Source organism: Actinospineispora spinosispora DSM 44797 (genome assembly GCF_000429025.1).
Taxonomy (GTDB): domain Bacteria; phylum Actinomycetota; class Actinomycetes; order Mycobacteriales; family Pseudonocardiaceae; genus Pseudonocardia; species Pseudonocardia spinosispora.
Window position 1 is genome coordinate 131,205 of the sequence record NZ_AUBB01000028.1, and the last position, 23,706, is coordinate 154,910.

Annotated in this window: 20 protein-coding genes and 1 pseudogene; 15 read left to right on the top strand and 6 right to left on the bottom strand. The window is 69.8% G+C overall.

Translation table 11 applies throughout. The features are described from left to right. Positions 1 to 51 precede the first annotated feature (51 nt). Together G406_RS0114505 and G406_RS0114510 are read left to right on the top strand one after the other, a co-directional pair. On the top strand, positions 52 to 759 hold the full coding sequence (locus tag G406_RS0114505; RefSeq protein ID WP_051342090.1) for a DUF742 domain-containing protein: 708 nt from the start codon (positions 52 to 54) through the stop codon (positions 757 to 759). Continuing rightward, on the top strand, positions 740 to 1,336 hold the full coding sequence (locus G406_RS0114510; RefSeq protein WP_084216053.1) for a GTP-binding protein: 597 nt from the start codon (positions 740 to 742) through the stop codon (positions 1,334 to 1,336). The genes G406_RS0114505 and G406_RS0114510 overlap by 20 nt, the downstream gene beginning before the upstream one ends. 220 nt (positions 1,337 to 1,556) lie before the next feature. Here the strand turns inward: G406_RS0114510 and G406_RS0114515 are convergent, their stop codons facing one another. Beyond that, positions 1,557 to 3,836, bottom strand: coding sequence for a helicase-associated domain-containing protein (locus G406_RS0114515; protein WP_028934424.1), 2,280 nt, complete (start codon positions 3,834 to 3,836; stop codon positions 1,557 to 1,559). Positions 3,837 to 3,867: 31 nt separating this feature from the next. On the opposite strand from G406_RS0114515, the gene G406_RS0114520 reads away from it, so the two are divergent. The 3 genes from G406_RS0114520 to G406_RS0114530 all read left to right on the top strand — a co-directional run bounded on the left by G406_RS0114520 (position 3,868) and on the right by G406_RS0114530 (position 6,153). Further along, the gene (locus tag G406_RS0114520; RefSeq protein ID WP_051342091.1) at positions 3,868 to 4,065 is read left to right on the top strand and encodes a hypothetical protein; all 198 of its coding nucleotides are present in this window, start codon (positions 3,868 to 3,870) and stop codon (positions 4,063 to 4,065) included. Positions 4,066 to 4,075: 10 nt separating this feature from the next. Continuing rightward, positions 4,076 to 4,651, top strand: a complete 576-nt coding sequence (locus G406_RS0114525) for a nucleotidyltransferase family protein (RefSeq protein WP_028934426.1) — start codon at positions 4,076 to 4,078, stop codon at positions 4,649 to 4,651. Positions 4,652 to 4,755: 104 nt separating this feature from the next. Then, positions 4,756 to 6,153 carry an NAD-dependent malic enzyme gene (locus tag G406_RS0114530; RefSeq protein ID WP_028934427.1) on the top strand — a complete coding sequence of 466 codons (1,398 nt, stop codon included), beginning with the start codon at positions 4,756 to 4,758 and terminating at the stop codon, positions 6,151 to 6,153. Between the two features lie 355 nt (positions 6,154 to 6,508). Here G406_RS0114530 and G406_RS59365 read toward each other — a convergent pair whose 3' ends face one another. Further along, positions 6,509 to 7,414 (bottom strand): LysM peptidoglycan-binding domain-containing protein, encoded by a 906-nt coding sequence (locus G406_RS59365; RefSeq protein ID WP_028934428.1) that lies wholly within the window; start codon positions 7,412 to 7,414, stop codon positions 6,509 to 6,511. Positions 7,415 to 7,838: 424 nt separating this feature from the next. Between G406_RS59365 and moaC the strand changes: the two genes are divergently transcribed. The 3 genes and pseudogenes from moaC to G406_RS46840 all read left to right on the top strand — a co-directional run bounded on the left by moaC (position 7,839) and on the right by G406_RS46840 (position 11,158). Further along, positions 7,839 to 8,318 (top strand): cyclic pyranopterin monophosphate synthase MoaC, encoded by a 480-nt coding sequence (gene moaC, locus G406_RS0114540; protein ID WP_028934429.1) that lies wholly within the window; start codon positions 7,839 to 7,841, stop codon positions 8,316 to 8,318. Continuing rightward, positions 8,315 to 9,231 (top strand): annotated as a pseudogene (locus G406_RS59710) (molybdenum cofactor biosynthesis protein MoaE). Before moaC ends, G406_RS59710 begins: the two are co-directional and overlap by 4 nt. 385 nt (positions 9,232 to 9,616) lie before the next feature. Beyond that, positions 9,617 to 11,158, top strand: coding sequence for a DHA2 family efflux MFS transporter permease subunit (locus G406_RS46840; protein WP_084216054.1), 1,542 nt, complete (start codon positions 9,617 to 9,619; stop codon positions 11,156 to 11,158). A 92-nt stretch (positions 11,159 to 11,250) separates the two neighbouring features. Here G406_RS46840 and G406_RS55630 read toward each other — a convergent pair whose 3' ends face one another. After that, positions 11,251 to 11,763, bottom strand: a complete 513-nt coding sequence (locus tag G406_RS55630; RefSeq protein WP_084216055.1) for a transglycosylase family protein — start codon at positions 11,761 to 11,763, stop codon at positions 11,251 to 11,253. Positions 11,764 to 12,287: 524 nt separating this feature from the next. On the opposite strand from G406_RS55630, the gene G406_RS0114565 reads away from it, so the two are divergent. From G406_RS0114565 to G406_RS0114595, 7 genes are all read left to right on the top strand, one after another. Continuing rightward, positions 12,288 to 13,190 (top strand): AAA family ATPase, encoded by a 903-nt coding sequence (locus tag G406_RS0114565; protein ID WP_028934432.1) that lies wholly within the window; start codon positions 12,288 to 12,290, stop codon positions 13,188 to 13,190. After that, complete coding sequence (locus G406_RS0114570; protein WP_051342093.1) at positions 13,190 to 14,347, top strand: vWA domain-containing protein; 1,158 nt, start codon at positions 13,190 to 13,192, stop codon at positions 14,345 to 14,347. Before G406_RS0114565 ends, G406_RS0114570 begins: the two co-directional genes overlap by 1 nt. After that, a complete protein-coding gene (locus G406_RS0114575; protein ID WP_028934434.1) occupies positions 14,340 to 15,485 on the top strand; it encodes an XdhC family protein in 1,146 nt (381 codons plus the stop codon). The genes G406_RS0114570 and G406_RS0114575 overlap by 8 nt, the downstream gene beginning before the upstream one ends. Positions 15,486 to 15,858: 373 nt before the next feature. Beyond that, complete coding sequence (locus tag G406_RS0114580; protein ID WP_156934872.1) at positions 15,859 to 16,176, top strand: hypothetical protein; 318 nt, start codon at positions 15,859 to 15,861, stop codon at positions 16,174 to 16,176. Positions 16,177 to 16,266: 90 nt separating this feature from the next. Beyond that, complete coding sequence (locus G406_RS0114585; RefSeq protein ID WP_425414590.1) at positions 16,267 to 17,481, top strand: iron-containing alcohol dehydrogenase; 1,215 nt, start codon at positions 16,267 to 16,269, stop codon at positions 17,479 to 17,481. Continuing rightward, on the top strand, positions 17,478 to 18,707 hold the full coding sequence (locus G406_RS0114590) for a GAF domain-containing sensor histidine kinase (RefSeq protein WP_051342094.1): 1,230 nt from the start codon (positions 17,478 to 17,480) through the stop codon (positions 18,705 to 18,707). The genes G406_RS0114585 and G406_RS0114590 overlap by 4 nt, the downstream gene beginning before the upstream one ends. Next, positions 18,704 to 19,342 carry a MadR family response regulator transcription factor gene (locus G406_RS0114595; protein WP_028934438.1) on the top strand — a complete coding sequence of 213 codons (639 nt, stop codon included), beginning with the start codon at positions 18,704 to 18,706 and terminating at the stop codon, positions 19,340 to 19,342. The genes G406_RS0114590 and G406_RS0114595 overlap by 4 nt, the downstream gene beginning before the upstream one ends. 197 nt (positions 19,343 to 19,539) lie before the next feature. On the opposite strand, the gene G406_RS0114600 is transcribed toward G406_RS0114595, so the two are convergent. The 3 genes from G406_RS0114600 to mdo all read right to left on the bottom strand — a co-directional run bounded on the left by G406_RS0114600 (position 19,540) and on the right by mdo (position 23,672). Then, positions 19,540 to 21,051: a VWA domain-containing protein gene (locus G406_RS0114600; RefSeq protein ID WP_028934439.1), complete on the bottom strand. Its 1,512-nt coding sequence runs from the start codon at positions 21,049 to 21,051 to the stop codon at positions 19,540 to 19,542. Beyond that, positions 21,052 to 22,215, bottom strand: coding sequence for an AAA family ATPase (locus tag G406_RS0114605; RefSeq protein ID WP_028934440.1), 1,164 nt, complete (start codon positions 22,213 to 22,215; stop codon positions 21,052 to 21,054). 164 nt (positions 22,216 to 22,379) lie between these two features. Further along, the gene (gene mdo / locus G406_RS0114610) at positions 22,380 to 23,672 is read right to left on the bottom strand and encodes an NDMA-dependent methanol dehydrogenase (protein ID WP_028934441.1); all 1,293 of its coding nucleotides are present in this window, start codon (positions 23,670 to 23,672) and stop codon (positions 22,380 to 22,382) included. Positions 23,673 to 23,706: the final 34 nt, after the last annotated feature.

Here is a 23,706-nt window from a genome sequence, read left to right on the forward strand (position 1 = left end):
GCAGATAGGGCTAGTCCATGAGTGGCATCGGTGTGGTGTGGGGGAGCCGCGATGACTACTGGGCCTGACGGCGAGCGCCGACCGGTCGAGCCGACGTTCGCCGACGTGATGAACGGCTTCAGCTTCGACAGCGGCCGTTCGGCCAAACGTCGTCGCTGGGGTCGTCGGCGTGCCGAGTCGGAGGAGACCGCCGACGTCGAGGAGAATACGGACGACAGTGATGTCGACGCGTGGCCGGATGAGCAGGGTGCCCCGAACACCGGCTCGTACGGCGAGGGGTACTCGTCGCAGGGTGCTGATCCACCTGCTGAGCACTTTGATGAGCCTCAGTTAAGACCTTATCAGGGCACTCATTCACGGCAGGCCTGGGAGGTCGGGGCGAAGCACCGCGACGACTCGCCACCCGAACCGGAGATCAGCACATCCGCCGCGGTCCGGCCCTACGCCTGGACCAGGGGCAGAACCCGCTCCGGGATGGACCTGCAGATCGAGACGCTGGTGTCCACCAGCAGCAGGGGACGAGACGAGCTGGCGATGCTGCCGTTCGAACATCGCAGCGTCGCGGAACTGTGCGAACGGGCGCAGTCGGTCGCCGAGGTTGCGGCGCTGCTCGCGGTCCCACTCGGAGTGGCGAAAGTGCTGCTCGGCGATATGGCGGGGTTGGGCCTCGTTGTGGTTCACCAGTCCGGTGGCAGCAACGGGGATGTTCCAGATCTTGCATTGATGGAAAGGGTGCTGAGTGGACTCCGTCGGCTCTAGGCCTTCCCCGGCCGTGGCCAGCGCGGCAACGACTTCAGCGAAGATCGTTGTCGCCGGTGGCTTCGGTGTCGGGAAGACAACATTCGTAGGCTCGGTGTCGGAGATCGTTCCGCTGACCACCGAAGCCGTCATGACCGAGGCGAGCAGCGGCGTCGACGACCTCAGGTCGACCCCGGACAAGCGGACCACCACCGTCGCGATGGACTTCGGCCGTGTGTCGCTGGACTCCGACCTGATCCTCTACCTGTTCGGCACGCCCGGCCAGCACCGGTTCTGGTTCATGTGGGACGACCTGACCCGAGGTGCGATCGGTGCCGTCGTGCTGGTCGACACCCGCAGGCTCGCCGACTCGTTCGGCGCGGTGGACTTCTTCGAGGACCGTGGTCTGCCCTACATCGTGGCGCTCAACCGCTTCGACGGCATGCTCGCCCACCAGGTCAACGACGTCCGCGAAGCGATGGCGATCGGTCCCCGAATCCCGATCGTCACCTGCGACGCGCGCGACCGCGACTCGACGAAACAAACCCTGATCGGCCTGGTAGAGCACGCAATGCAATCCAGAATGGCCAGCTTCTGACCTTCCCTTCGTGAGTGGCAAGTGGTTCTACCCCGAAGGGGCGCCGAAGGCGTAGCAACCCTGGGCACTCACGACAGCTTTACCGTCGTGAGTGCCCAGGGTTGCTATAGGACCACTTGCCACTCACGAGTCGACGGCGAAGCCGAGATGCCTTGGTCGCAACCACGGGCTGCACGTAGTAGGAGCTGCACTGCCTCGGGGTCCTCGTGAGTGCTGAGGGCTACGCCTGCGGCGCCCCTTCGGGGTAGGCGCCCTCATCACTCACGAGGACGGCTGAGGTGATTCTGTGGAGCATGAAGCGTTGGAGCTCGCCGGGGGCGTCACTGGTCTGGTCGTAGCCTTCCAGGACTCCGCCGCCGACCGTCGTCGGCGCGATGATGCGCTTCGTTGCGATACCGAGTGAGTTGACCAGGCCGATCCAGACCGTGCGGTGTTCCTTGGCCGCGTTCTGCAGTAGTTCCAGGGTTCCGACTTCGCCGTTGCGGGCCGCCGGGCGCATCGCGGCAGCGCGTTCACCCGCGCGGATCGCGGCGACCAGACCGGCCAGCTGGGCACCGTCGGGAGTGGGCAGCGCCGCACGGGTCGCGGGACGGGCCTTCGCCGGGATGCGGCGCCCGGGAGCGCGCAGGTCCAGGACCGTTCCGTCGCCCGCTTCGGCCGCCGGGCTGAAGCCGGCCGCCCTCAGCCGGTCCAGCAGGTCACCGAGGTTCAGGTCGCTGATCAGGACCGTCGGCGCGATCCTGCGCAGCTCCCACACCTCGGAGCTGGGGTGGGCGAGCACCTCGGAGATCAGCACCTCGTCGTCGGCGCGCAGGAACGACCGGGCGGTGCCGCCACGCAACCTGCCGTGCCGCCGGGCGACGTCGTCGATCAGGTAGCTCAGGCCCTGCGGGACGGGTGTCGCGGACCGCGAGGCGAAGATGGAGTGCAGCTCGGCGGGCGCGCGGCCGGCGTCCAGCGCGCGCAGGATGCTGGCCTCGGTGATCCGGTAGACGGTGGCACCGCCGGCCGACTCGACGTCGGCGAGCAGCGCCATCTCCTCGGCGACGTCCGCGCGCAGCGGGCCGGGCGCGACGGCGGTCAGGTCCGCCTGCAGGAGCACCTTGTCCACCGGCTCCGGCAGCGTCGCCCGGAGCGCGGCGAGCACCGGTGCCGCGTCGGTCGAGGTCAGCAGCGCACGCCCCGGACCGGACAGCGCACCCAGAGCGAGCACACCCAGCAGGGTGGCCTCGTCGACCGTCCACCGGACGAGCTCGTCGCGCAGCCGGCCGCCCCGGCGAGGGGCGCGCCAGGCCAGCACCGAAGCGAGGCTGCCGGCGCTACTGATGCCGTGGCCGGGAGGCAGAGCGGCGAGCGCGTCCAGCACACGGCGCCGGTCACGTGGCGCCAGCGGCCGGCGCAGCTCGTCGGACATCGGGGCGAGGACCCGGTCGGCGTCGTCGCGCTGGCCGATGAGACCGGGCAGTCTCGGCAGGTCCAGCCACGCCTTGGCCAGCGCGAGCCAGCGCTGCTCCGAGCCGCCGGCGGCCCACAGGTCCGCCTGTGTCGTCGGGACCCACTCCGACCCGCCGGTCGCGGACCCGGCGCCTTCGGAGTCGGCGACCAGACCGGCGGCGACCACGACCTCGGCCAGCAGCCCGGTCTCCGCCTCGGTCGCCGCCAGCTCACGGGCCAGCCTGCGCAGCTCGCGCACACCGAGCCCGCCGGACCGCAGCACCGGGGGCGGTTCCTCCGACCAGGACGCCAGTAGCAGCTCGACGCGGCGCAGCAGCTCCAGTACCGCGCCAGCGGCGGTGCCGTCGACCCGGCCGGTGCCCCGGTCGGTGACATCCATCTTCGGTTCGGCGGTCGCCAGCCCGCCGAGCGGCGCGGCGCCCCGCAGCGCGAGGCCGATCTGGCGGGGCAGCTCCACGGTCTCCGGGTCGACCCGGACCAGCAGGCCCCTGGTGATCAGCCGCTGCACGACGGCGGCCCCCGGGTCCTTGCTGCGCCCGATCGGCGGTCCGGCCGCCAGCGCCTCCAGGACGCGCCGCTCGTCCGGCGGGGTGGCATCGAGCAGCTGCTGGAGATGAGCCGGATCGGCGAGCGACGGGACCGAGCGGCCCAGACCACCCGGAAAGCGCGACACGACGTCGAGCGCGGCGGGCACCAACCGCAGCTCCGACTTGTCACCCCACACCAATGCCCGCGCGCGCAGCTCGTCCAGCCTCGTCCGCAGTCGCTTCGCCGGGACGCCGGGGCCGAGAAGCGCCGCAACGTCCGACTCGGTGACCGGCGCCGCCTCCGCGCCCGCGACGACCAGCGCTTCGAGCACCGCGAGGGTCAACGTGTCGAGGTCCTCACAGGCTCGGTTGACCGAGGCCCGGATGCCCGCGCGGGTCGCCAGCACCGTCATGTCGGGCGGTGCGGGCACCGCGAGATCAGGGCGCAACCGCAGCAGCGCCGCGAGGGTGTCGTCGGTTTGTGCTCGAAGCCATTCGAGCAGGGAGGTGCCGGCCATCGGCTCCACGGTAGCCTTACCGCAAAAGACCATGACACCAGGAGGAACGGTGGGCAAGGGGCCGAGTCCCGAACGTATCGACCCGAGCTGGCCGCACGTGCCGGACGGTGGTCACCCGGTCAGCGAGCTGGCTGCACCCGTGCAGGCATCGCTGTCGCCATTCGGGGACCTGGAGTTCCCGCTCGACTCGGTGCCCTACGAGCACCCGGTCACCGAGATCAATCGCTAGCCCGACACCGGTGCCGGCCGGGCTGTTGCTCGCCGCCGGCGCCGGGCGTCGGATGGGGCGTCCCAAGGCGCTCGTCGAGCTGGACGGGCAGCCTCTGCTGGTGCGCGCGCTCGACGTCCTGCGCGGCGGCGGTTGTGACCCGCTGATCGTGGTCCTCGGCGCGGCCGCCCCGCGGGCCCGCGAGCTGGTGCCCCCGGGCGTGCGGGTCGTGGTCGCCGACGACTGGGCCGAGGGCATGGGCGCCTCGCTGCGCGCCGGCCTCGATGCACTGGCCGCGACGTCGGCCGGGTCCGCCGTGGTGCAGCTGGTCGACCTGCCGGGTATCGGCCCCGATGTGATCGGCCGGCTGATCGCGACCGCGGGACCGACGGTGCTGGCGCGCGCCGCGTACCAGGGCGTGCCCGGACATCCGGTGCTGCTCGGACGCTCTCACTGGCCCGCCGTCCGGGACTCGGCCCGGGGCGATGCCGGAGCCCGCGGCTACCTGGCCGATCACCCGACGCTCAAGCTTGTCGAGTGCGGTGACCTGGCGAACCCGGACGACGTCGACACGCCGACCGCTCTGCGCGCCTTCCAGAACCCGTGAGTGGCGAGTGGTCCTGGAGGACCACTCGCCACTCACGGGTTCTGGTCATAGTGTCTTCACGTGACGTGAGGCTGGAGGACCCCGCCAAGCATTAGGCTGATCGGGTGCCTGTACCTGGACCTGGATATACGATCACCGCCCGCGTGTCCGCCCCGCCGTCGGCCAGCGCGGCCGGCGACCTCGCCGCCGCCGTCGGCCGGGTCGGCGGGGTCGTGACCGCGTTCGACGTCGTGGACGCCGGCGCCGACCACATCGTGATCGACATCAGCTGCAACGCCCTCAACGAGGAGCACGCGCAGGAGATCACCGAGGCACTCGCCGCCCTGCCCGGCGTCGAGGTCCGCAAGGTGTCGGACCGGACGTTCCTGGTGCACCTCGGCGGCAAGATCGAGGTGACCCCGAAGGTGAGCCTCCGCACCCGTGACGACCTCTCCCGCTCCTACACTCCCGGCGTCGCCCGCATCTGCCGCGCGATCGCGGCCAACCCGGAGGACGCGCGCCGGCTCACCATCAAGCGCAACACCGTCGCGGTCGTGACCGACGGCTCCGCCGTCCTCGGGCTCGGCAACCTCGGTGCGGCCGCGGCACTGCCGGTCATGGAGGGCAAGGCCGCGCTGTTCAAGCGGTTCGCCGGGGTGGACGCCTGGCCGGTGTGTCTGGACACCCAGGACACCGAGCAGATCATCGAGACGGTCCGCGCGATCGCCCCGGTGTACGGCGGCATCAACCTGGAGGACATCGCCGCGCCGCGCTGCTTCGAGATCGAGGCGCGGCTGCGGGAGATGCTGGACATCCCGGTGTTCCACGACGACCAGCACGGCACCGCGATCGTGGTGCTCGGCGCGCTGCGCAACGCACTGAAGGTCGTCGGCAAGTCGTTCGCCGACTGCAAGATCGTGGTGTGCGGCGTCGGTGCCGCCGGTTCGGCGATCATCCGGCTGATGCTGCCCGAAGGCCCCGGCGACCTGCTGGCGGTCGACGTGAACGGCATCGTGCACCCCGGTCGGGACGGTCTGGAGTCCGACCCGAACCTGACCTGGATGGCGGAGCACACGAACGCCGAGCACCAGTCGGGCACGCTCGCCGAGGCGATGGTCGACGCCGACGTGTTCATCGGGGTGTCCGCGCCGAACCTGTTCGGGGAGAAGGAACTGGCGTCGATGGCGTCGGACTCGGTGGTGTTCGCGCTGGCGAACCCGGACCCCGAGGTCGACCCGGCGCTCGCGCAGCAGCACGCGGCCGTGGTGGCGACCGGTCGGTCGGACTACCCGAACCAGATCAACAACGTGCTCGCCTTCCCCGGCTTCTTCCGGGGCCTGCTCGACGCGCAGGCCCGCACGATCACCGACGAGATGCTGCGTGCGGCGGCCGCCGCGATCGCGAAGGTGGTTCCGGAGCCGAACCCGTCGTTCATCGTGCCGAGCGTCTTCGATGCGGCGGTGGCTACCGAGGTGGCTCGGGCGGTCCGCGAGGCGGCAGCGACCGGCCGCGTGGAGTCCTGACCCCCCGCTCCGCTGACGCCGCGCACGTCACGTCCACACCGCGCTAGGTGCACACCGCGCGGCGTGCACGTGGGATGCGCGGCGTGGGCTTGGGGTGGTCGGTGTCCCCGCTGGCCGGTCAGCGTCTTGGCGTGGTCGAGCGGCGTCAAACCCCGGCTTCGCCGGCCTCGCACCCGCTCCTGGTTGCACGGGTTCGGGGCGAGGGTTCCGGGTTGACCCCGCCCGACCACGCCAAGTGCGGGCCAGGACCGCGTGGCGGGCGTGCAGCTTTTCATGATCACCACCGCCTGAGGGCTGTTTTCAAGACCGAAAACAGCCGTGAGGCGGTGGTGACCATGAACGTGAGGGCGGCGGGTCAGGTCAGGTTGAGGGTTTGGCCTGGTTTGATCAGGTTGGCGCTGGTCATTCCTGCTCTGTTGGCCTCGTAGAGGGCCTTCCAGCCTCCGTCGACCTTCTGGGTGGTGGCGATGCTGGCCAGGGTGTCGCCGGGCTTCACCTGGTAGGTCGTGGGCTTCTGGTTGTCGACCAGGGTGGTCTTCGGCTGCTCCACCGGCGCCGGCGCGGGTGTCGCCGGAGCGACCGGCTGCTTGCCCAGGGGCATGGCGGTCAGCGGCAGCGCGGCGCGTTGCTGGGGGATCGGGGTGACCAGGGGGGCGATGCGGGAGGCCAGCTCGGTCACGGGGGTCGGCGGGGCGGGCGGAGCGACGACCGGCAGGACGGGCGACAGCGGCTTCGCGGGCGGAGCCACGGGCTTCAGCGCGTGCTTGCCGGTCGAGGGCGGTGCGGGGGTTATCTGCTTCGCCTGCTTCTTGCCGATCGACTTCCCGGGCGCCTTGCCGCTCAACGCGGCGGTGATCACTCTCGGGGTCGGTGCGTGGCCCCGGGCGCCCGCCTTGCGGGAGCAGACCGGCCACGCGCCCCAGCCCTGACCGGCGAGCACCTTCTCGGCGACCGCGATCTGCTGCTCACGGGTCGCCTTGTTGGCGGACGAGGCGAACTGCGAGCCGCCGAAGCTGCGCCAGGTCGAGCTGGTGAACTGCAGGCCGCCCTGGAAGCCGTTGCCGGTACTGATGGCCCAGTTGCCGCCGCTCTCGCACTGCGCGACCTTGTCCCACACGTTGTCCGGCGCGGCCTGCGCCTGCCCGGCGGTGACCAGCGGGGCGGCCAGCACGGTACCGGCCAGCGCGGTCTTGGCCAGCGTCTTGCCGGCGTTCGACGGCTTGCGGTGGCGGCCCCGCGTCGAGTGCGCGATTCCAGGCATGAGGTGTGGTCTCCGATAACGGCGCGACCGCGCGACCCGGGACCACCTGGGGAGTGGTGGCTGCCCGAGTGAGTCCGCTCGGGCGTCCCGTCCCTGTCCGACGCTCGTTTTCGGGGGCCGATGACCCGCTGGACAGGGGAACGCGCGGCGGGCACCGGGGGTCGCCGGACGAAGGCTGGGGATCGGCGAACCGAGAGTCACGCTAGGCGATTGCGGGCGCCGGGAAAAGCCCCTGTTGATCTTGCGTAGTACATCGAACGGGGGATCGTAACCGATCAAAAATCACCGTCGGTGCTGTTCACGCTCGTGTCAGATAACGAACGAGACACGGAAGAGATACGAAACGGGAATTCAGTAAAAGTGGTGTACATCACATGAGGCCCGAAGTGGGCATGCTCCGGACGGCCGACGTAGGGTCGCCCGAGTGGACCTGACTCACGTCGACGCGGCCGGAGCGGCACGCATGGTCGACGTCTCCGCCAAGACCGCGAGCGCCAGGGTCGCGGTGGCGACCGGTGTCTTCACGACCACCGAGCAGGTGATCGAGCTGCTGCGCCGCGACGGCCTGCCGAAGGGCGACGCGCTCGCCACCGCCCGGATCGCGGGCATCATGGGCGCCAAACGCACCCCGGACCTCGTGCCCCTGTGTCATCCCATCGCTCTCACCGGCGTCACGGTCGACCTGGAGCTGCGGGACGACCACGTGGCCATCACCGCGACGGTCAGGACGACCGACCGCACCGGCGTCGAGATGGAGGCGCTCACCGCCGTGGCGGTCGCCGGGCTGACGCTGCACGACATGATCAAGGCGGTCGACCCGGCCGCCGTGCTGGACCGGGTGCGGGTCGAACGCAAGGACGGCGGCAAGACCGGCAGCTGGACTCGCCCCGAGGACGAGCGATGAGCACCGCCCGGGTGATCACCGCGTCGAACCGCGCGGCGGCCGGTGTCTACCCGGACCGCAGCGGCCCGGTGATCGTCGACTGGCTGCGCGAACACGGCTTCGACTGCCCGGACCCGGTGGTGGTCCCGGACGGTGAACCGGTGGGCGACGCGCTGCGCGCCGCCGTCGCGGAGCGGGTCGACGTCGTGCTGACCACCGGCGGTACCGGCATCTCACCGACGGACGAGACTCCGCAGGTTACCCGTGGCATCCTGGACTACGAGGTGCCCGGCATCGCCGATGCGATCCGCGCCGCCGGTGCGCCCGCGGTGCCCACGGCGGTGCTGTCCCGAGGTTTGGCCGGTGTGGCCGGCCGGACCCTGGTGGTGAACCTTCCCGGTTCGACCGGCGGGGTGCGGGACGGGCTGCGGGTACTGGACGGCGTGCTCGCTCACGCCGTCGACCAGCTGCGAGGAGGCGATCACCGGTGACAGCCGTGGAACACGTCGGCGCGCGAGTGCTGCGCGCGGTCGTGGTGGAGGACCCGATCCGGGTCGAGGAGCACGCGGCGCTGGTCGACGACGAGTCGGCGGGCGCGGTGGTGACCTTCGCCGGGGTCGTGCGGGACCACGACGGCGGTAGGGGTGTGAATGCTCTGGAGTACAGCGGCCATCCGTCCGCGCAGCGGGTCATCGAAGACGTCGCCGGTCAGGTCGCGGCCCGCGCCGAGGGGGTCAGGGCGATCGCGGTGAGCCACCGCATCGGTCCGCTGGCCATCGGCGACGTGGCGCTGGCCTGCGCGGTCGCGGCCGACCACCGGCAGCAGGCCTTCGCGATCTGCTCGGACTTGGTCGACGAGGTGAAGAAGCACCTCCCGATCTGGAAGCACCAGCACTTCACCGACGGCACCGACGAATGGGTCAACTGCCCGTAGCCATCGTGAGTGGCAAGGACGTCTACCCCGGAGCGGCCATCGTGAGTGATCCGGGCGCCTATAGGCGCCCTTGCCACTCACGAGTCGACGGCGAAGCCGAGATGCCTTGAAGCCGGGCACGGGCTAAGCCGGGCACGGGCGCCGTGGTCCCGACCGCGTGCCAAGAGTGCGCTGCCCCGGGGTCCCTCGTGAGTGCTGAGGGCGCCTATAGCCGCTCTGGGCCCTCACGACGAAAAGCGTGTCGTGAGTGCCCAGAGCGGCTACCGCTTCGCGGCCCCTGCGGGGTAGACGCCCTCATCACTCACGAGGGGGGTGGGTCACATTGCTTAGAGGACGCTGAATACTCTCGTTCGACACGCGGCGTTCTTTAAGTACCTTATGAAGTATGGCTGCTCCCGCATATGCTCCGGATCAAGCGGCGGAAGCAGAAAAGGGCTGGTTGCTGCTCCTGGCCGTGCTCGTCGTCGGCACCTTCATGTCCGTCCTGGACAGCAGCATCGTCAACGTCGCCATCCCGAGGATGCAGACCGCGCTGAGCGCGGCGCCGGACGACGTCGAATGGGTCGCCACCGGCTACACGCTGGCGCTGGGCGTCGCCGTGCCGCTCGCCGGGTGGCTCGGTGAGCGGATCGGCAAGGCGCAGCTCTACATCGTGTCCATCATCGGGTTCGCCGTGGCCTCCGGGCTGTGCGGCCTCGCGTGGAACCTGTCCAGCATGATCGCGTTCCGGATCCTCCAGGCGATCCCGGGCGGCATCCTGCCGGTGGTCGCGATGACGCTGCTGTTCCAGATCGTCCCGCCGGCCAAGGTCGGTACGGCGATGGGGATCTACGGCCTCGGCATCGTCGTGGCGCCCGCCGTGGGGCCGACCCTGGGCGGCTATCTGGTCCAGTACGTCGACTGGCGGCTGATCTTCTACATCAACGTGCCGGTCGGCCTGCTCGGCGCGGTCGCCGCGATCGTGAAGCTGCCGCGCCAGAAACCGGTCAGCTGGCCGAGCTTCGACTTCTGGGGCTTCATCACGATCGCCTACGGTCTGTTCGCCGGGCTGCTGGCGGCCTCGGAGGGGCACACCTGGGGCTGGGACGGCTACCGGATCCGCGGCCTGCTGGTCACCTCGGCGATCAGCCTGGCGCTGTTCGTGGTGATCGAGCTCGAGGTGGAGAATCCGCTGCTCGATCTCCGGGTATTCAAACGTTGGCCCTATGTAAATTCCATCATTCTGCTGGCCGTCGTGGTGACCGCACTGTTCTCCGGACTGTATTTCATTCCGCAGTATCTGCAGAATGTCCAGGGACTGCAGGCGTTCGACACCGGGCTGGTGCTGATTCCGTCGGCGTTGATCATGGTGGTGATGATGCCGATCGCCGGCCGGATCTATGACGCGGTCGGGCCGCGCTGGCCGGTCGCGATCGGGCTGGGGATCATCGCCTACTCGTCGTTCCTGCTCGCCGGGCTCACCCCGGACACGCCTCGGTTCGACATCGAGGTGTGGACGACGATCCGCAACTTCGGGACCGGGTTGTGCATGATGGCGATCATGACGTCCGGCATCTCGGCGCTGCCGCCCCGGCTGACCGGTGCCGGCAGCGGGATGAACAACGTCGTGCAGCGGGTGTCGTCGAGTCTTGCCGTCGCGGTGTTCGGCAGTCTCAACTTCTCCGCCGCCGCTCAGCTGTGGACCGACAACAGCGGGTTGCTGAGCACCGGTGCGCAGGCGTTGCCGCAGGTGAGCAGCGCGTCGGCACAGGGTGCGAACGGGCTGATGGGGATGTACCAGGCGATGAACCTCGAGGTCACGACGCTGACCTACGACAACGGGTTCTACATCGTGGCCTGGATGTGTGTCGGGGGTGCGATCCTGGCGCTCGGGCTGCGGTCGGGCAAGCCCAAGGCGTCCGCCGAACCGGTGCACGTGGAGCTGTAGTCGCGCAGCGGGCGGCTCGTGCGGGTGCTGTGAGAACCCGCCCGAGCCGCCCGGCTCGCGTCAGCGCGACACGCTGATGTCTGTGAGACCCGTCAGTTGCCCGAGTGCGAGATGTACTTGCGGTACTTCTTGACCGCGGTCCGGCTGCTCTTGGTGGCCGAGGAGCGCTTCTTCTTGCTCACCGTGGCGACCTTGGACGAGCTGGACTTGCCCTTGGCTCCGACCTTCTTGGAGCAGCTCGGCCACGCGCCCCAGCCCTGAGCCGCGAGGACCTTCTCCGCGACCTGAATCTGCTCGGCCTTGCTGGCGCCGTGGGCACTGCCCTTGCCGCCGTAGGCCCGCCAGGTCGACGGGGCGAACTGCAGTCCACCGGAGTACCCGTTTCCGGTGCTGGTGTTCCACTTCCCGCCGCTCTCGCACTGAGCGATCTGGTCCCAGACGCCGTCCGAGGCGCTGGGTGCTGGGGTTGTTCCAGGTGTTGCTGCTGTGGAAGTCCCCGCGAGTGCGAGGGGGCTTCCTGCTACGACGACGCCGGCGACGACGACACGAGCCAGATTCCGCGTGCCGAACTGGCGCACACGGGAGGTGCCTCGAGATCGGGTCATGACTGTCTCCACACCGCGCTTACAGGGTTAGCTGTCGGGTTCGGGCACAGCGCTTGGTGATGAGCAAGGCGCGCGTCCGACGGTTCCCACCGAATAATCCCGCTGGTGCAGGCCCGGATGTGTCAAGGGCTTGCACCGAATGATTGGTTCCCCCGTCCCTGCCTGGTGCTTATTCCTCTCGATGGCGCTGACTCGCTGGCAGGGCTCGGCGCAGCGGGTCAGGGTCATTTTGCGGACGACGGTTTGTCGGCCGCGTCAGCACGCTACGGAATGGTGCTAGGGATTCGTCAAGTTCCCGGTTTGCGACGCTCATCACGTGTGTTGCGCAAGTGACTTGCGATAGAACGCACACGCTTGTGTTTCCGCAGGTCATAACGTCTTTATTACGAAAGGAACTCGTACCGAACAAGTTATTTGTAATCTGGAAGAGGTGATACAGATCACATGACGGCTATCACTAATTTGGATGTTGCGGAGCGGGGGCTCAGGTGGCACTTGTTCTCCGGACTGGTCATGCTTGCGGGGTGAGTAGTTCTGCAGACAGGCCCGTACCAGGCTCCCCGGCTGAGCTGGCGAAGGCCCTCGAAGCGACCGGTTACCTGGCCGACGACGGCCTCGCCACCGCCGCCTACCTGGCCTTGAAGATGAACCGGCCGCTGTTCTGCGAGGGTGAGCCCGGCACCGGTAAGACGGCGCTGGCGCAGGCGATGGCCGAGGTGCTGGGTGCCGAGCTGATCCGGCTGCAGTGTCACGAGGGAATTGACGCGAGCCAGGCGCTCTATGACTGGGATTTCCCCCGACAGCTACTGCATTTGCGGGCATTGGAGGCCGCTGCCGGCGCAGCTTCGGAGAAGCTGGACGCCGACGCGGTCGAGGCCTCGCTGTACGACCAGCGCTTCCTGATCGCCCGTCCGGTCCTGCGTGCCCTGCGCACCTCGCCGAGCGTGCTGCTGGTCGACGAGGTGGACCGGGCCGATGACGAGTTCGAGGCCTTCCTACTGGAGGTCCTGACCGAGCACGCAGTGACGATCCCCGAGGTGGGTGAGGTCCGCGCGGTGACACCGCCGCTGGTCGTCCTCACCTCCAACCGCACGCGTGAGGTGCACGACGCGCTCAAGCGCCGGTGTCTGTATCTCTGGCTGGACCACCCGGACCTGACGCGGGAGATCGCGATCCTGCGCAGCAGGCTGCCCGGCGTCCCGGAGCGTCTCGCCGGTCAGGTAGCGAAGGCCGTACGCACCATGCGCGGGCTGGAGCTGCTCAAGCCGCCCGGGGTCGCCGAGTCGCTCGACTGGGCGCGCGCGTTGCAGCTGCTCGGGGCGTCGGAGCTGGACCTGGACTCGGCCGCCGCGAGCCTCGGTGCCGTGCTGAAGTACCGCGAGGACGCCGACCGGGTCCGCGCCCAGCTCGACGCCGTCATGGCCTGATGGAGGACGTCGTGAGTGTTGAGTCTGGCTATAGCCAGACTCAACACTCACGAGGGGACGCGGTGGAGGGGCTGGTGGCGTTCACCTCCGCGCTGCGGCACGCGGGGCTGGGGATCACCACCGACCGGGTCGCGGCCTTCTTGACCGCGCTGGACGAGCTGGACGTCACGAGCAGAGTGCAGACCTACTGGGCGGGCCGGCTGACGCTGTGTGCCGACCCGGACGACATCGGCCGGTACGACGCGGCGTTCGACGCCTGGTTCGAGCCGAGACGCCGGGGCCCGTCGGTCGAGGTGCGCGACGAGCGCAAGCCACCGCCCTCGCAGATCGCCGCGCTCACCCCGGAAGCCGGCGGCCAGCAGGGTGAGCTCGACGAGGCGCCCACGCTGCGGGTCGCGGCGAGCGCCAGTGAGGTACTGAGGCACCGGGACCTCGCCGAGCTGACCCGGGCCGAGCGCGAACACCTGAGGGCTCTGCTGGCGCTGCTGAGGGTCCGGCCGCCGCTGCGGCCGTCGCGGCGGCGCCATCCCGCCGACCGCGGTTCCCCCGACCCGGGACGGACGCTGCGGGCCGCGCTGCGCAACCACGGCGAGCTGCGCGAGCTACGCCGTCGCAAGCCGGGCGTGCGGGCCCGCAAGGTCGTGCTGCTGATCGACGTGTCCGGCTCGATGGCGCCGTACGCGGACACGCTGCTGCGGTTCGCGCACGTCCTGGTCCGCCGGACGACGGGAACCGAGGCGTTCACCGTCGGCACCCGGCTCACCCGCGTCACCCGCGAGCTGCGCCACCGCGACGCCGAGCGTGCACTGTCCGGTGCCGGACGCGCGATCCCGGACTGGTCCGGCGGCACCCGCCTCGGTGAGGTGCTGCGGGCCTTCACCGACCGGTGGGGACAGCGCGGTGTCGCGCGCGGCGCGGTGCTGGTGATCTTCTCCGACGGTTGGGAACGCGGTGACCCGACACTGCTCGGTGAGCAGCTGGCGCGACTGCGCCGACTGGCGCACCGCATCGTCTGGGTCAACCCGCACGCAGGTAAGGACGGCTATGCGCCGGTCCAAGGGGGAATAGTCGCGGTGCTGCCGTACTTGGACGAACTGTTGGCCGGGCACAGCCTGGCTACGCTGGAGCGGTTGCTGGAGGTGATGGCCCGTGCGTGACGTACTGAACTCACTGGCGTCCTGGTGGGACGACGGAAAGTCGGTAGCGCTGGCCACGGTGGTGGGAACGTTCCGTTCGGCGCCGAGGCAGCCCGGCGCCTCCATGCTGGTCGGACCGGGCGGCGAGGCGGTCGGGAGCGTGTCCGGCGGCTGCGTCGAGGGTGCGGTCTACGAGCTGGGCAACCAGGTGCTCGGCGACGCGCGCCCGGTGCTGCAGCGCTACGGGGTGTCCGACGACGACGCGTTCGCCGTCGGGCTGACCTGCGGCGGCATCCTGGACGTGTTCGTCGAGAAGGTCGACCGGGACACGTTCCCGCAGCTGCGCGAGATCGCCGAGGCGATCGAGGCGGAGTCGCCGGTGGCGATCGCCACCGTCGTGTCCGGCCCGGTCGAGCGCACCGGCAAGCGGCTGATCATCTGGCCGGACCGGGTCGACGGCAGCACCGGGTCGACCCGGCTGGACGACGCGCTGCGCGACGACGCACGTGGGCTGCTCGACGCCGGCCGCAACGCGATGCTGCACTACGGCATCGACGGGCAGCGTCGCGGTGAAGGACTCGACGTGTTCGTCGAGTCGTTCGCGCCGCCACCCCGCATGATCGTGTTCGGCGCCATCGACTTCGCCGCCGCGGTGGCCCAGATGGGCTCGTTCCTCGGCTACCGGGTCACGGTGTGCGACGCGCGGCCGGTGTTCGCCACGTCGAGCCGGTTCCCCGGGGCCAACGAGGTCGTCGTCGAATGGCCGCACCGGTACCTGAAGGCCGAGTCGGAGGCCGGGCGGATCGACGGGCGCACATCGATCTGTGTGCTCACCCACGACCCGAAGTTCGACGTGCCGGTACTGGAGGTGGCGCTGCGGCTGCCCGAGGTCGGCTACATCGGCGCGATGGGGTCGCGGCGGACTCACGAGGATCGCCTGGAGCGGCTGCGTGAGGTCGGGCTGACCGACGAGGAGCTGAACCGGATGGCCAGCCCGATCGGTCTGGACCTCGGCGCGCGCACCCCGGAGGAGACCGCGGTGTCGATCGCGGCCGAGATGATCGCGCTGCACTGGGGCGGCGGCGGCAACCGCCTCGCCGACCGTCCCGGCCCCATCCACATAACCGACCGCCCAGCAGACCTCGTCTCCCCCTCGTGAGTGATGAGGGCGTCTACCCCGAAGGGGCGCGAAGCGTAGCCGGAGTGGGCACTCACGACAGCTTTTCCGTCGTGAGGGTCCAGTCCGGCTATAGGCGCCCTCAGCACTCACGAGGACCCCGAGGCCGTGCACTCTGTGCACGCGGTCGGGACCACGGCCCCGTACCCGGCTTAGCCCGTGCCCGGCTCCAAGGCATCTCGGCTTCGCCGTCGACTCGTGAGTGGCAAGGGCGCCTATAGGCGCCCGGAGCACTCACGACGAAAAGCGTGTCGTGAGTGCTCCGAGCGCCTACGCTTCGCGCCGCTTCGCGGTAGACGCCCTTGCCACTCACGAGGGAGGGGGGCTGCACGGGCGGCCCGAGGTCCCGGTGTGGGTGACCGAGTTCGGCTCCTCCACCTGCCCGACCGGTGACGTCGTCGAATCGGCGGTCAAGGGCTGCGTCGACGAGGCGGGCCAGGCCGGTGAGCTGGTCACGACCCTGCGAGACCTGGGACGCAACTACCCGTGGGTGCCGGTTGCGATGGTCTACGAGGCGCAGGACGAACCCGATGCCTCCGGCGGCGCCGCGGAGCGTTCCTTCGGGCTCTTCGAAGCGTCTGGAAACGGCACGAACTGGACGGAAAAGCCGGCTGTGGCGGCGATTCGGGAGCTTTACACCCGCTCCGGGGAAATTCGCCGGGGACGCAATTGAGCCGCGATTCGGTCGCCTCACCGCGCGTGCTTCTCGGGGCGGGCCCGGTCTTGTAGCCTGGGTCACAGGGGTCGAGTTCGGGAGCGCATCGTGGCACTCATCAGCGACATCCGGGAGATCGACCAGGGAGCGACCGCCGCGGGGGCGGCGCCGGGCAGGCTGGCGAAGTTCCATGCGCCGGAGATCGTGTTCGGCACCGGGTCGCTGTCCGAGGCGGCGCACGCGGCGATCCGGCTGGGTGCCCGCCGGCCGTTCCTGGTCACCGATCCCGGTCTGATGGCGGCGGGCTGGCCGGACGAGCTGCTCGGCCAGCTGGGCGAGGCGGGCTTGTCCGCGCGGGTCTGGCACGGCGTCACGCCGAACCCGAAGGACCACGAGATCGAGTCCGGCGTGCAGCGCTACCTCGCCGAAGGCTGCGACGTGGTGCTCGCGCTCGGCGGTGGTTCGGTGATCGACGCGGCGAAGGGCGTCGCGCTGCTCGCGTCCAACGGCGGTTCGATCCTGGACTACGAGGGGATCGACAAGATCGTCCACCCGATCCCACCGCTGGTCATGATGCCCTCGACGTCCGGGACCGGGGCCGACGTATCGCAGTTCTGCATCGTGTCCGACACCGCGCGGCTCAACAAGATCACCATCATGGGCCGCGCGCTGGTGCCGGACGTGTCGGTGATCGACCCGCGGCTGCTCACCACGATGCCCGAGGAGCTCAACGCGGCGACCGGGCTGGACGCGCTGACCCACGGCATCGAGGCCTACGTGTCGCTGGCGCACAACCCGCTCACCGACAACCACGCGCTGCACGCGGTCGCGCTGGTCACCGAGAACCTCGCGCGCACCATGGAACGGCCCCGCGACAGCCCGGCGAGGGTCAACATGGCGCAGGCCGCGCTGGAGGCCGGGCTGGCGTTCAGCAACGCGATCCTGGGCGCGACGCACGCGATGAGCCACCAGGTCGGCGGGCTGCTCGACCTGCCGCACGGGGTGATCAACGGGGTGCTGCTGCCGCACGTCATCCGGTACAACGGGGTCGCCGAGCCGGAGCGGTTCCGCTGCATCGCGCGCGCGATGGGGCTCCTCGCGCCGCGCGGGATGCCCGGTGAGGACGCCGCCGAGCTGGTCGCGCTGCAGGTCCGCGCGCTCGCCGACGAGGTCGGGGTGCCGAAGGGGCTCGGCGATCTCGGGGTGCGTGCCGAACACGTCGGCAGGCTGGCCGAGCTGACCCTCGCCGACGCATGCATGTCGACCAACCCGCGTGGCGCGACCGCCTCGGACGTCGAGGCGTTGTTCCGGGCCGCCCTGTGACCTCCTTCTACCCGCGTCCGACGACGCGGCGGGCGCCCGACCTGGACTCGCTCACCGGCATCCGCTCGGGCAAACCGTCCTTCTACCCGGAGTACCGCCATTCCGCCGAGCGGCTGCGCCGGGTCATCCACGCGCTGGACCAGATCTCGGCCGCGCTGGTCCGCACGGTCGAGGGGTCGGAGGCGCTGGTGCGGGCCGTGGTCGCGGCGGCCGCCGACCACCTGAGCGCCCGGTGGGTCATGTTCGCGCTGGTCGACGGGGCATTGCCGGAAGCGGCGCCCCGGCATCTGGTGCTCGGCCGTGACGGTGTCGAGGTGACCGACAGCGGCCGGCTCCCCGACGAGATCCGGGGGCACGTCGAGCAGGTCAGCCACGGTTCGTTCGCCGACGACCACGACGGTGACGTCCGGCGGCGCCACGCGCACGTGCCGATCGTGCTGGACGGCGAGGTCGTCGGCGGGTTCGCCGCGTGGACCGGCCCGGACCGGGACATCGACGCGACCGACGAGTCGGTGCTGCGCATCCTCGCCGGTCAGACGGCCGCCGCGCTGCAGAACTGCGTGCTCTACCAGAACCTCGCGGCGGCGCGGCAACATCAGGCGCTCGACGAGGAACGGCACCGCATCGCGCGCGAGCTGCACGACAGCGTCACCCAGTACGCGCTGTCCGCGGGCATGCAGATCGAGCTGTGCCGGGGTGAGGTCACCGACCCCGGGCTGCTCATGCGGCTGGACACCGCGAAGGACCTGGCCCGACGCGCGGTGGAGCAGCTGCGGTCGGCGATCTACGCGCTGAGCGACGACGAGCGCGACGACAAGAGCCTGCCCGCGATGCTGGAACGGCTGTCCTCGGTGCACCTGCCGGAGGACCTGCGGGTCGAGGTGCGGATCGGCGGGCACCCGGTGCCGCTGCCCGCGGCCGCCGAGCAGTCGCTGGTCCGGATCGCGGGGGAGGCACTGTTCAACACGGCGGTGCACGCGCAGGCCCGGCACGCGGTGGTGCGGTTGGCGTACCGCGCGGACCGGGTCGTGCTGTCGGTGTCCGATGACGGCAACGGCAGGCCGGAGGAGGTTCGCCGCATCCTGCGCGCCGCCGGGTCCGGCCCGTCCGGTGAGCACCGAGGGCTGGCGAACATGCAGAACCGGGCGCGGGAGCTCGGCGGGACGTTCGCGATGACCCGCTCGCGCCTCGGTGGCCTGCAGATCCAGGTGTCGGTGCCGCTGTGATCCGGGTCGTGCTGGTGGACGACCACTCGATCATGCGCCAAGGGCTACGCGCGGTGCTGGAACGCGAGGACAACCTGCGGGTGGTCGGGGAGGCGTCGACCGCGGTGGCGGCCGTCGCCGTGGTGGCCGCCGCGCGGCCGACCGTGGTGCTGCTGGACCTGAAGCTCAGCACCGGCCCGCAGGCCGACGGGCTGGAGCTGTGCCGGGAGCTGACCAGCGCACACCCGGGCCTGGGTGTGCTCGTGCTGACCACGTTCGTCGAGGACCGCCTCGTCGTGGAAGCGGTCCAGGCCGGCGCGCTCGGGTACGTCGTGAAGGACGTGGACACGACCGAGCTGGTGCGGGCCATCCGGGCGGTGGCCCGGGGCGAGAGCGCGTTCGACCCGCGCAGCGCGTCCGCGATGGCCCGTGCGCTCAGCGGCGCGGGCACCGGACCTGAGCGGGAGCGGCTGACCGAGCGGGAGCTGGAGGTGCTGCGGCTGCTCGCTCGCGGGCTGTCCAACCGGGAGATCGGCCGCGAGCTGTTCATCTCCGAGACCACGGTGAAGTTCCACGTGGGCAACCTGATGCGCAAGCTTCTGGTCGGCCGCCGCGCCGAGGCCGTCTACGCCGCGAGCAAATTGGGGCTCTTGTAGCCGGCTCCGCGAGTCTCCCGCAGGGAGTTCAGTGCGAAGCACTGCACAAAACGCACCAGGCGAGGCAGAACGCAATCAGACAGACGCGCGGCCGGCGCCGCCAGGCGAGCCGCCTCGAACGGTCCCGGTGGCGCCCGGAGAGAGCGCTAGCGAACGGAGCGGTCCGCCGGGACCGTTGCGCGCGAGGGCAGGCCGGCTTAAGAGGTGTGGAGGGTGGCTGAGTCCAGGCCGGTCAGGTCTCTTACCACTCTCACCCGTTGGCAGTACTCGGCGTAGTGCGGGAGGTCGCAGGCGCCGAGGAGCCAGGAGTACCTGGGTTCTGGGGTGAGCCAGATCGTTTCTCTTGCCCTGCGGGAGATCTCGGCGAACGCCGGCAGGTTGGGGTCGTTGCCGTTGCCCCTGCCGTCGCCGAGCACCAGAACCGTGGTCCGTCGGTTGACCGCCGAGCCGTACTCCTCCAGGAAGTGGCCGAACGCCAGACCGTAGTCGGAGTTCGCGTCCACATCCAGGATGTCGCCACCGAACACCAGCCCCAGCGCGTTCTCCACCGGATGGTCGGCGAACAGGTCGGTGATCTCGGTCAGCTCACTGACGAACGCGAAGCTGCGGACCTGGCCGAACAGGTTCTGCAACCCGTGCACCAGGTGCAGCGTGAAGCGGGCGGTCGCGCGGACCGACAGGCTGACGTCGGTCAACACCACGAGCCTCGGTTTGTCCTCCGTGCGCGCCACCGTCACCGGGGAGAACGGGATCCCGTCGAAGCGCATGTTGCGGCGCATCGTGCGGCCCGAGTCGATACGGCCGCGCACCGACGCCCGGCGTTTGTGAGTCAGCCCGCCGTGCAGTGTGCGGGCCAGGCGGCGCAGCGACTCCTCCAGCTCCATGCGCTCGTGCTCGCCGACCCGGTCGACCGAGGCGACCTCGCGTTCATGGGTCTCCATCACCCGCTGCTCCAACGCGAGCAGCGCCTCCAGGTGGCGTTTCAACGCTTCCGGCAGCCCGGCCAACACCCCGGTCATCCGGCGGCGCAGCGCCGCCGCGTCCTCCTCGGTGCCCTCCTGCGGTTCCTCGACCGCGTTGAGCCAGCCGAGCAGCGCCTCCTGCTCGGCCACCGACAGGTCCGCGTCGACCTTGGTGCCCTGCTGCTGGGAGATCCGGCCCGGCGCACCCGCGCCGTGCAGCCGGTCGGTCTCGATCTGCACCCGGTTCGAGTCGTCGCCGTCAGTGATGCCCTGGTTGTCTTTCGACAGGACGATCTCGTCGGTCATCGCGGCCAGGTCGACCTTGTTGGCCTCCTGGTGCAGGTTGTACTGCTGCGCCAGGTCGTCGGGGTCGAAGAAGTCGCGGATGTCCACCGGCTTGCCGTGCGTATGGCCCTCCTGCGGGGTCTCGCTCGGCTCCTCGGACAGGGTGAACTCGTCCTGTGTGCCGCCGTCGCTGAGGTCCTCGTGGCCGTGCCCGTGGCCATGCCCGGTATCCGTCGGACCGACCTTGACCAGCGCGAAGAACGCGTCGAAGATCTCGTCGAACACCTCTTCGTCGCGGCGGTCCTTGATCAGTGCGACGCGCAGGGCGTTCCTGAGCACCTCGCGGTCGGCGAGCATGCCGGGCTGCGCGGCACAGGTCATCGCATCGAGCGCCTCGGACACCGAGATGCGCACCTGGCGCAGTCGGAGCAGCCGGACGAACCGGTGCAGCGCGGCCTCCACCTAGAGCGCCCGTCGACGACCGAGGTTCGCGCCGAAACTGCGGGCGCCCCGGTCCGCCGTCACCTTGCGCGGCGTGCTCGGCTCCGGAGCGGGCTCGTCCGGATCCTTCGTCCGGTAGTACCCATCATCGTGCCGCCCTGGCTCGTCCTTGCCTGCTCGAACGGCACGCCCGTCCACCTCGGAGTCGTCGTGGCCATGACCGTGGCCGTGCCCATGGCCGTGTCCGTGGTCGTGCTCGGGGACCTCCGCGTTCGGGTCGACCAGCCGGGGCAGTGCGGACACCGCCTTGCGGACGTCCTTGTCGTACTTGACCACCACCGACGCCGTGTCGGACAGGATGCCGGCGGTCAGCTCGGTCACCCCGAGCACCGCCAGGGTGCGCGCCCAGTCGATCGTCTCGGAGATCGACGGCGCCTTGCGCAGCTCCAGCTCACGCAGCCCGCGCACCACGTCGACCAGCTGTGCGGCCAACGCGTCCGGCAGACCGGTGTTCTTCGACTTCACGATCGCCAGCTCGCGTTGCGCCGACGGATAGTCCAGGAACAGGTGCAGGCAGCGGCGTTTCAGCGCGGCCGAAAGATCGCGGGTGTTGTTGCTGGTCAGCACCACGTACGGGGGCTGCTCCGCGACGAACGTGCCGACCTCGGGCACCGACACCTGGTACTCGGCCAGCGTCTCCAGCAGCACCGCCTCGAGTGCTTCGTCGGCGCGATCCACCTCGTCGATCAGCAGCACCACCGGCTCCTTCGACCGCACCGACTCCAGCAGTGGCCGGGACGCGAGGAACCGTTCGGAGAAGAACACGCTCTCCTGCGCGCCGATCCGCTCCACGGCGTCCTGCAGGTCCGGTGAGTCGGCCACCACCTGGCCGATCTTCTCCCGCAGGATCTGGGTGTAGAGCAGCTGCTTGCCGTAGTCCCACTCGTACAGCGCCTTGGTCTCGTCCTGGCCCTCGTAACACTGCAGCCGCAGCAGCCGCCGGCCGCTGATCTTGGCCATGGCCTTCGCCAGCTCGGTCTTGCCGACGCCGGCCGGACCTTCGATGAGCAGCGGTTTGTCCATCCGGGTCACCAGGAACACGGTGGTCGCCAACCTGGTGTCCGCGATGTACCCCTCCTCGCCCAACGCCTCGACCACTTCGTCGACCGAGTCGAACCTGCTCATGCTGCTCCTTGCTCCGTCGCCTTCTGTGGTGGCTGGGTTGGGTTCGTGAGTGGTGAGGCCGCCTATAGCCGGTCTACGCACTCACGACGGAAAAGCTGTCGTGAGTGCGTAGACCGGCTACGCTGCGCGCCCCTTCGGGGTAGACGGCCTCACCACTCACGAGCTCACGAGAGCAGGTCGTCGAGGTCGCCGGTCATGCAGTGCGCGACGACCGGGCGGACCGTCTCGAACGTGCACTCCTTCGGGTTGCCCGGCGTGCACGCGTCGCCCAGGACGTGGCTGGTGATGCGGTCGACGTCGGCGTCGTCGCCGTTGATCACCGAGGCGTTCTCGTAGAACTTCGTCGGACCCGTGCCGAGCCGGTTCTTCGAGTAGCTGTCCTTCGTGACGTCCACGAACCGCTCCGGGATGCCCACGTCGCGCAACAGCCGGATGGCGGCGGCCAGCGCTGCCTCGGCGGCGGCGACCTTGGTCATGCCGTGCGTGTCGACGCCCATGGCCTCGGCCATGTCCGCGAACCGGTCGTAACACACCGGCATGTTGAACGCCCAGACCCTGGGCAGCGCGATCGCGTTGTTCAGGCCGTGGTGGGTGTCGTAGAACGCGCTGACCGCGTGCGAGATGGAGTGCACGATGCCCAGGCCGCCGGAGTTGAACGCCTGCGCGGCGATGTACTGCGCGTACATCATGCCTTCGCGTCCGGCCAGGTCCTGGCCGTTCCACACCGCGGCCCTCAGGTGCTTCGCGGTCAGCTTCACCGCGTGCAGCGCGTTGCCGAGCGACGGCTCGAAGTTCAGCCGGGACACGTACGGCTCGGACGCGTGCGCCAACACGTCGAAACCGCACTGCGCGGTGTAGTCGATCGGGCAGTCGTAGTAGAGGACCGGGTCGTCGATGGCCAGCGACGTCACGCAGTAGTCGTCGAACGCGACGAACTTGTGCGGGTTGTCCGGGTCGGTCGTGGTGTCGGTGATGACGTACGCCCAGGACGTCTCCGACCCGGTGCCCGCCGTGGTGGAGACGGCGATGTGCGGCGGGTTCTTCGGGTTCTCGCTCTTGTTGAAGCCCTCGAACTCGTTGATGTTGCGGCCGTCGTGCGCCACCGACACGCGGGCGCCCTTGCACGCATCGTGCGACGAGCCACCGCCGATCGACACGAAGCTGTCACAGCTGTTCTGCTGGTACAGCCCCACGGCATCCATGACGTTGTAGTCCTTGGGGTTGGACTCGACCTTGTCGTACACGACGACGTCGAGCCCGTGGTACTTCATCGACTCGACGATCTTGTTGACGACGTTCGAGCCGCGCAGCCCCGAGGTCATCACCAGGGTCTTCTTGAACCCCAGCTTGAGCGCCTCGGGGCCGATCAGCTCGTGGCAGCCCGGGCCGAGCAGCGCACGGGGGAACGGATGAAACTCCTTGATCGGGAACGGTTTGAGCAGTTCGTCAACCTGCATGGCGAGCCCCTTCGATCGGTCGTCCACCCGAAGC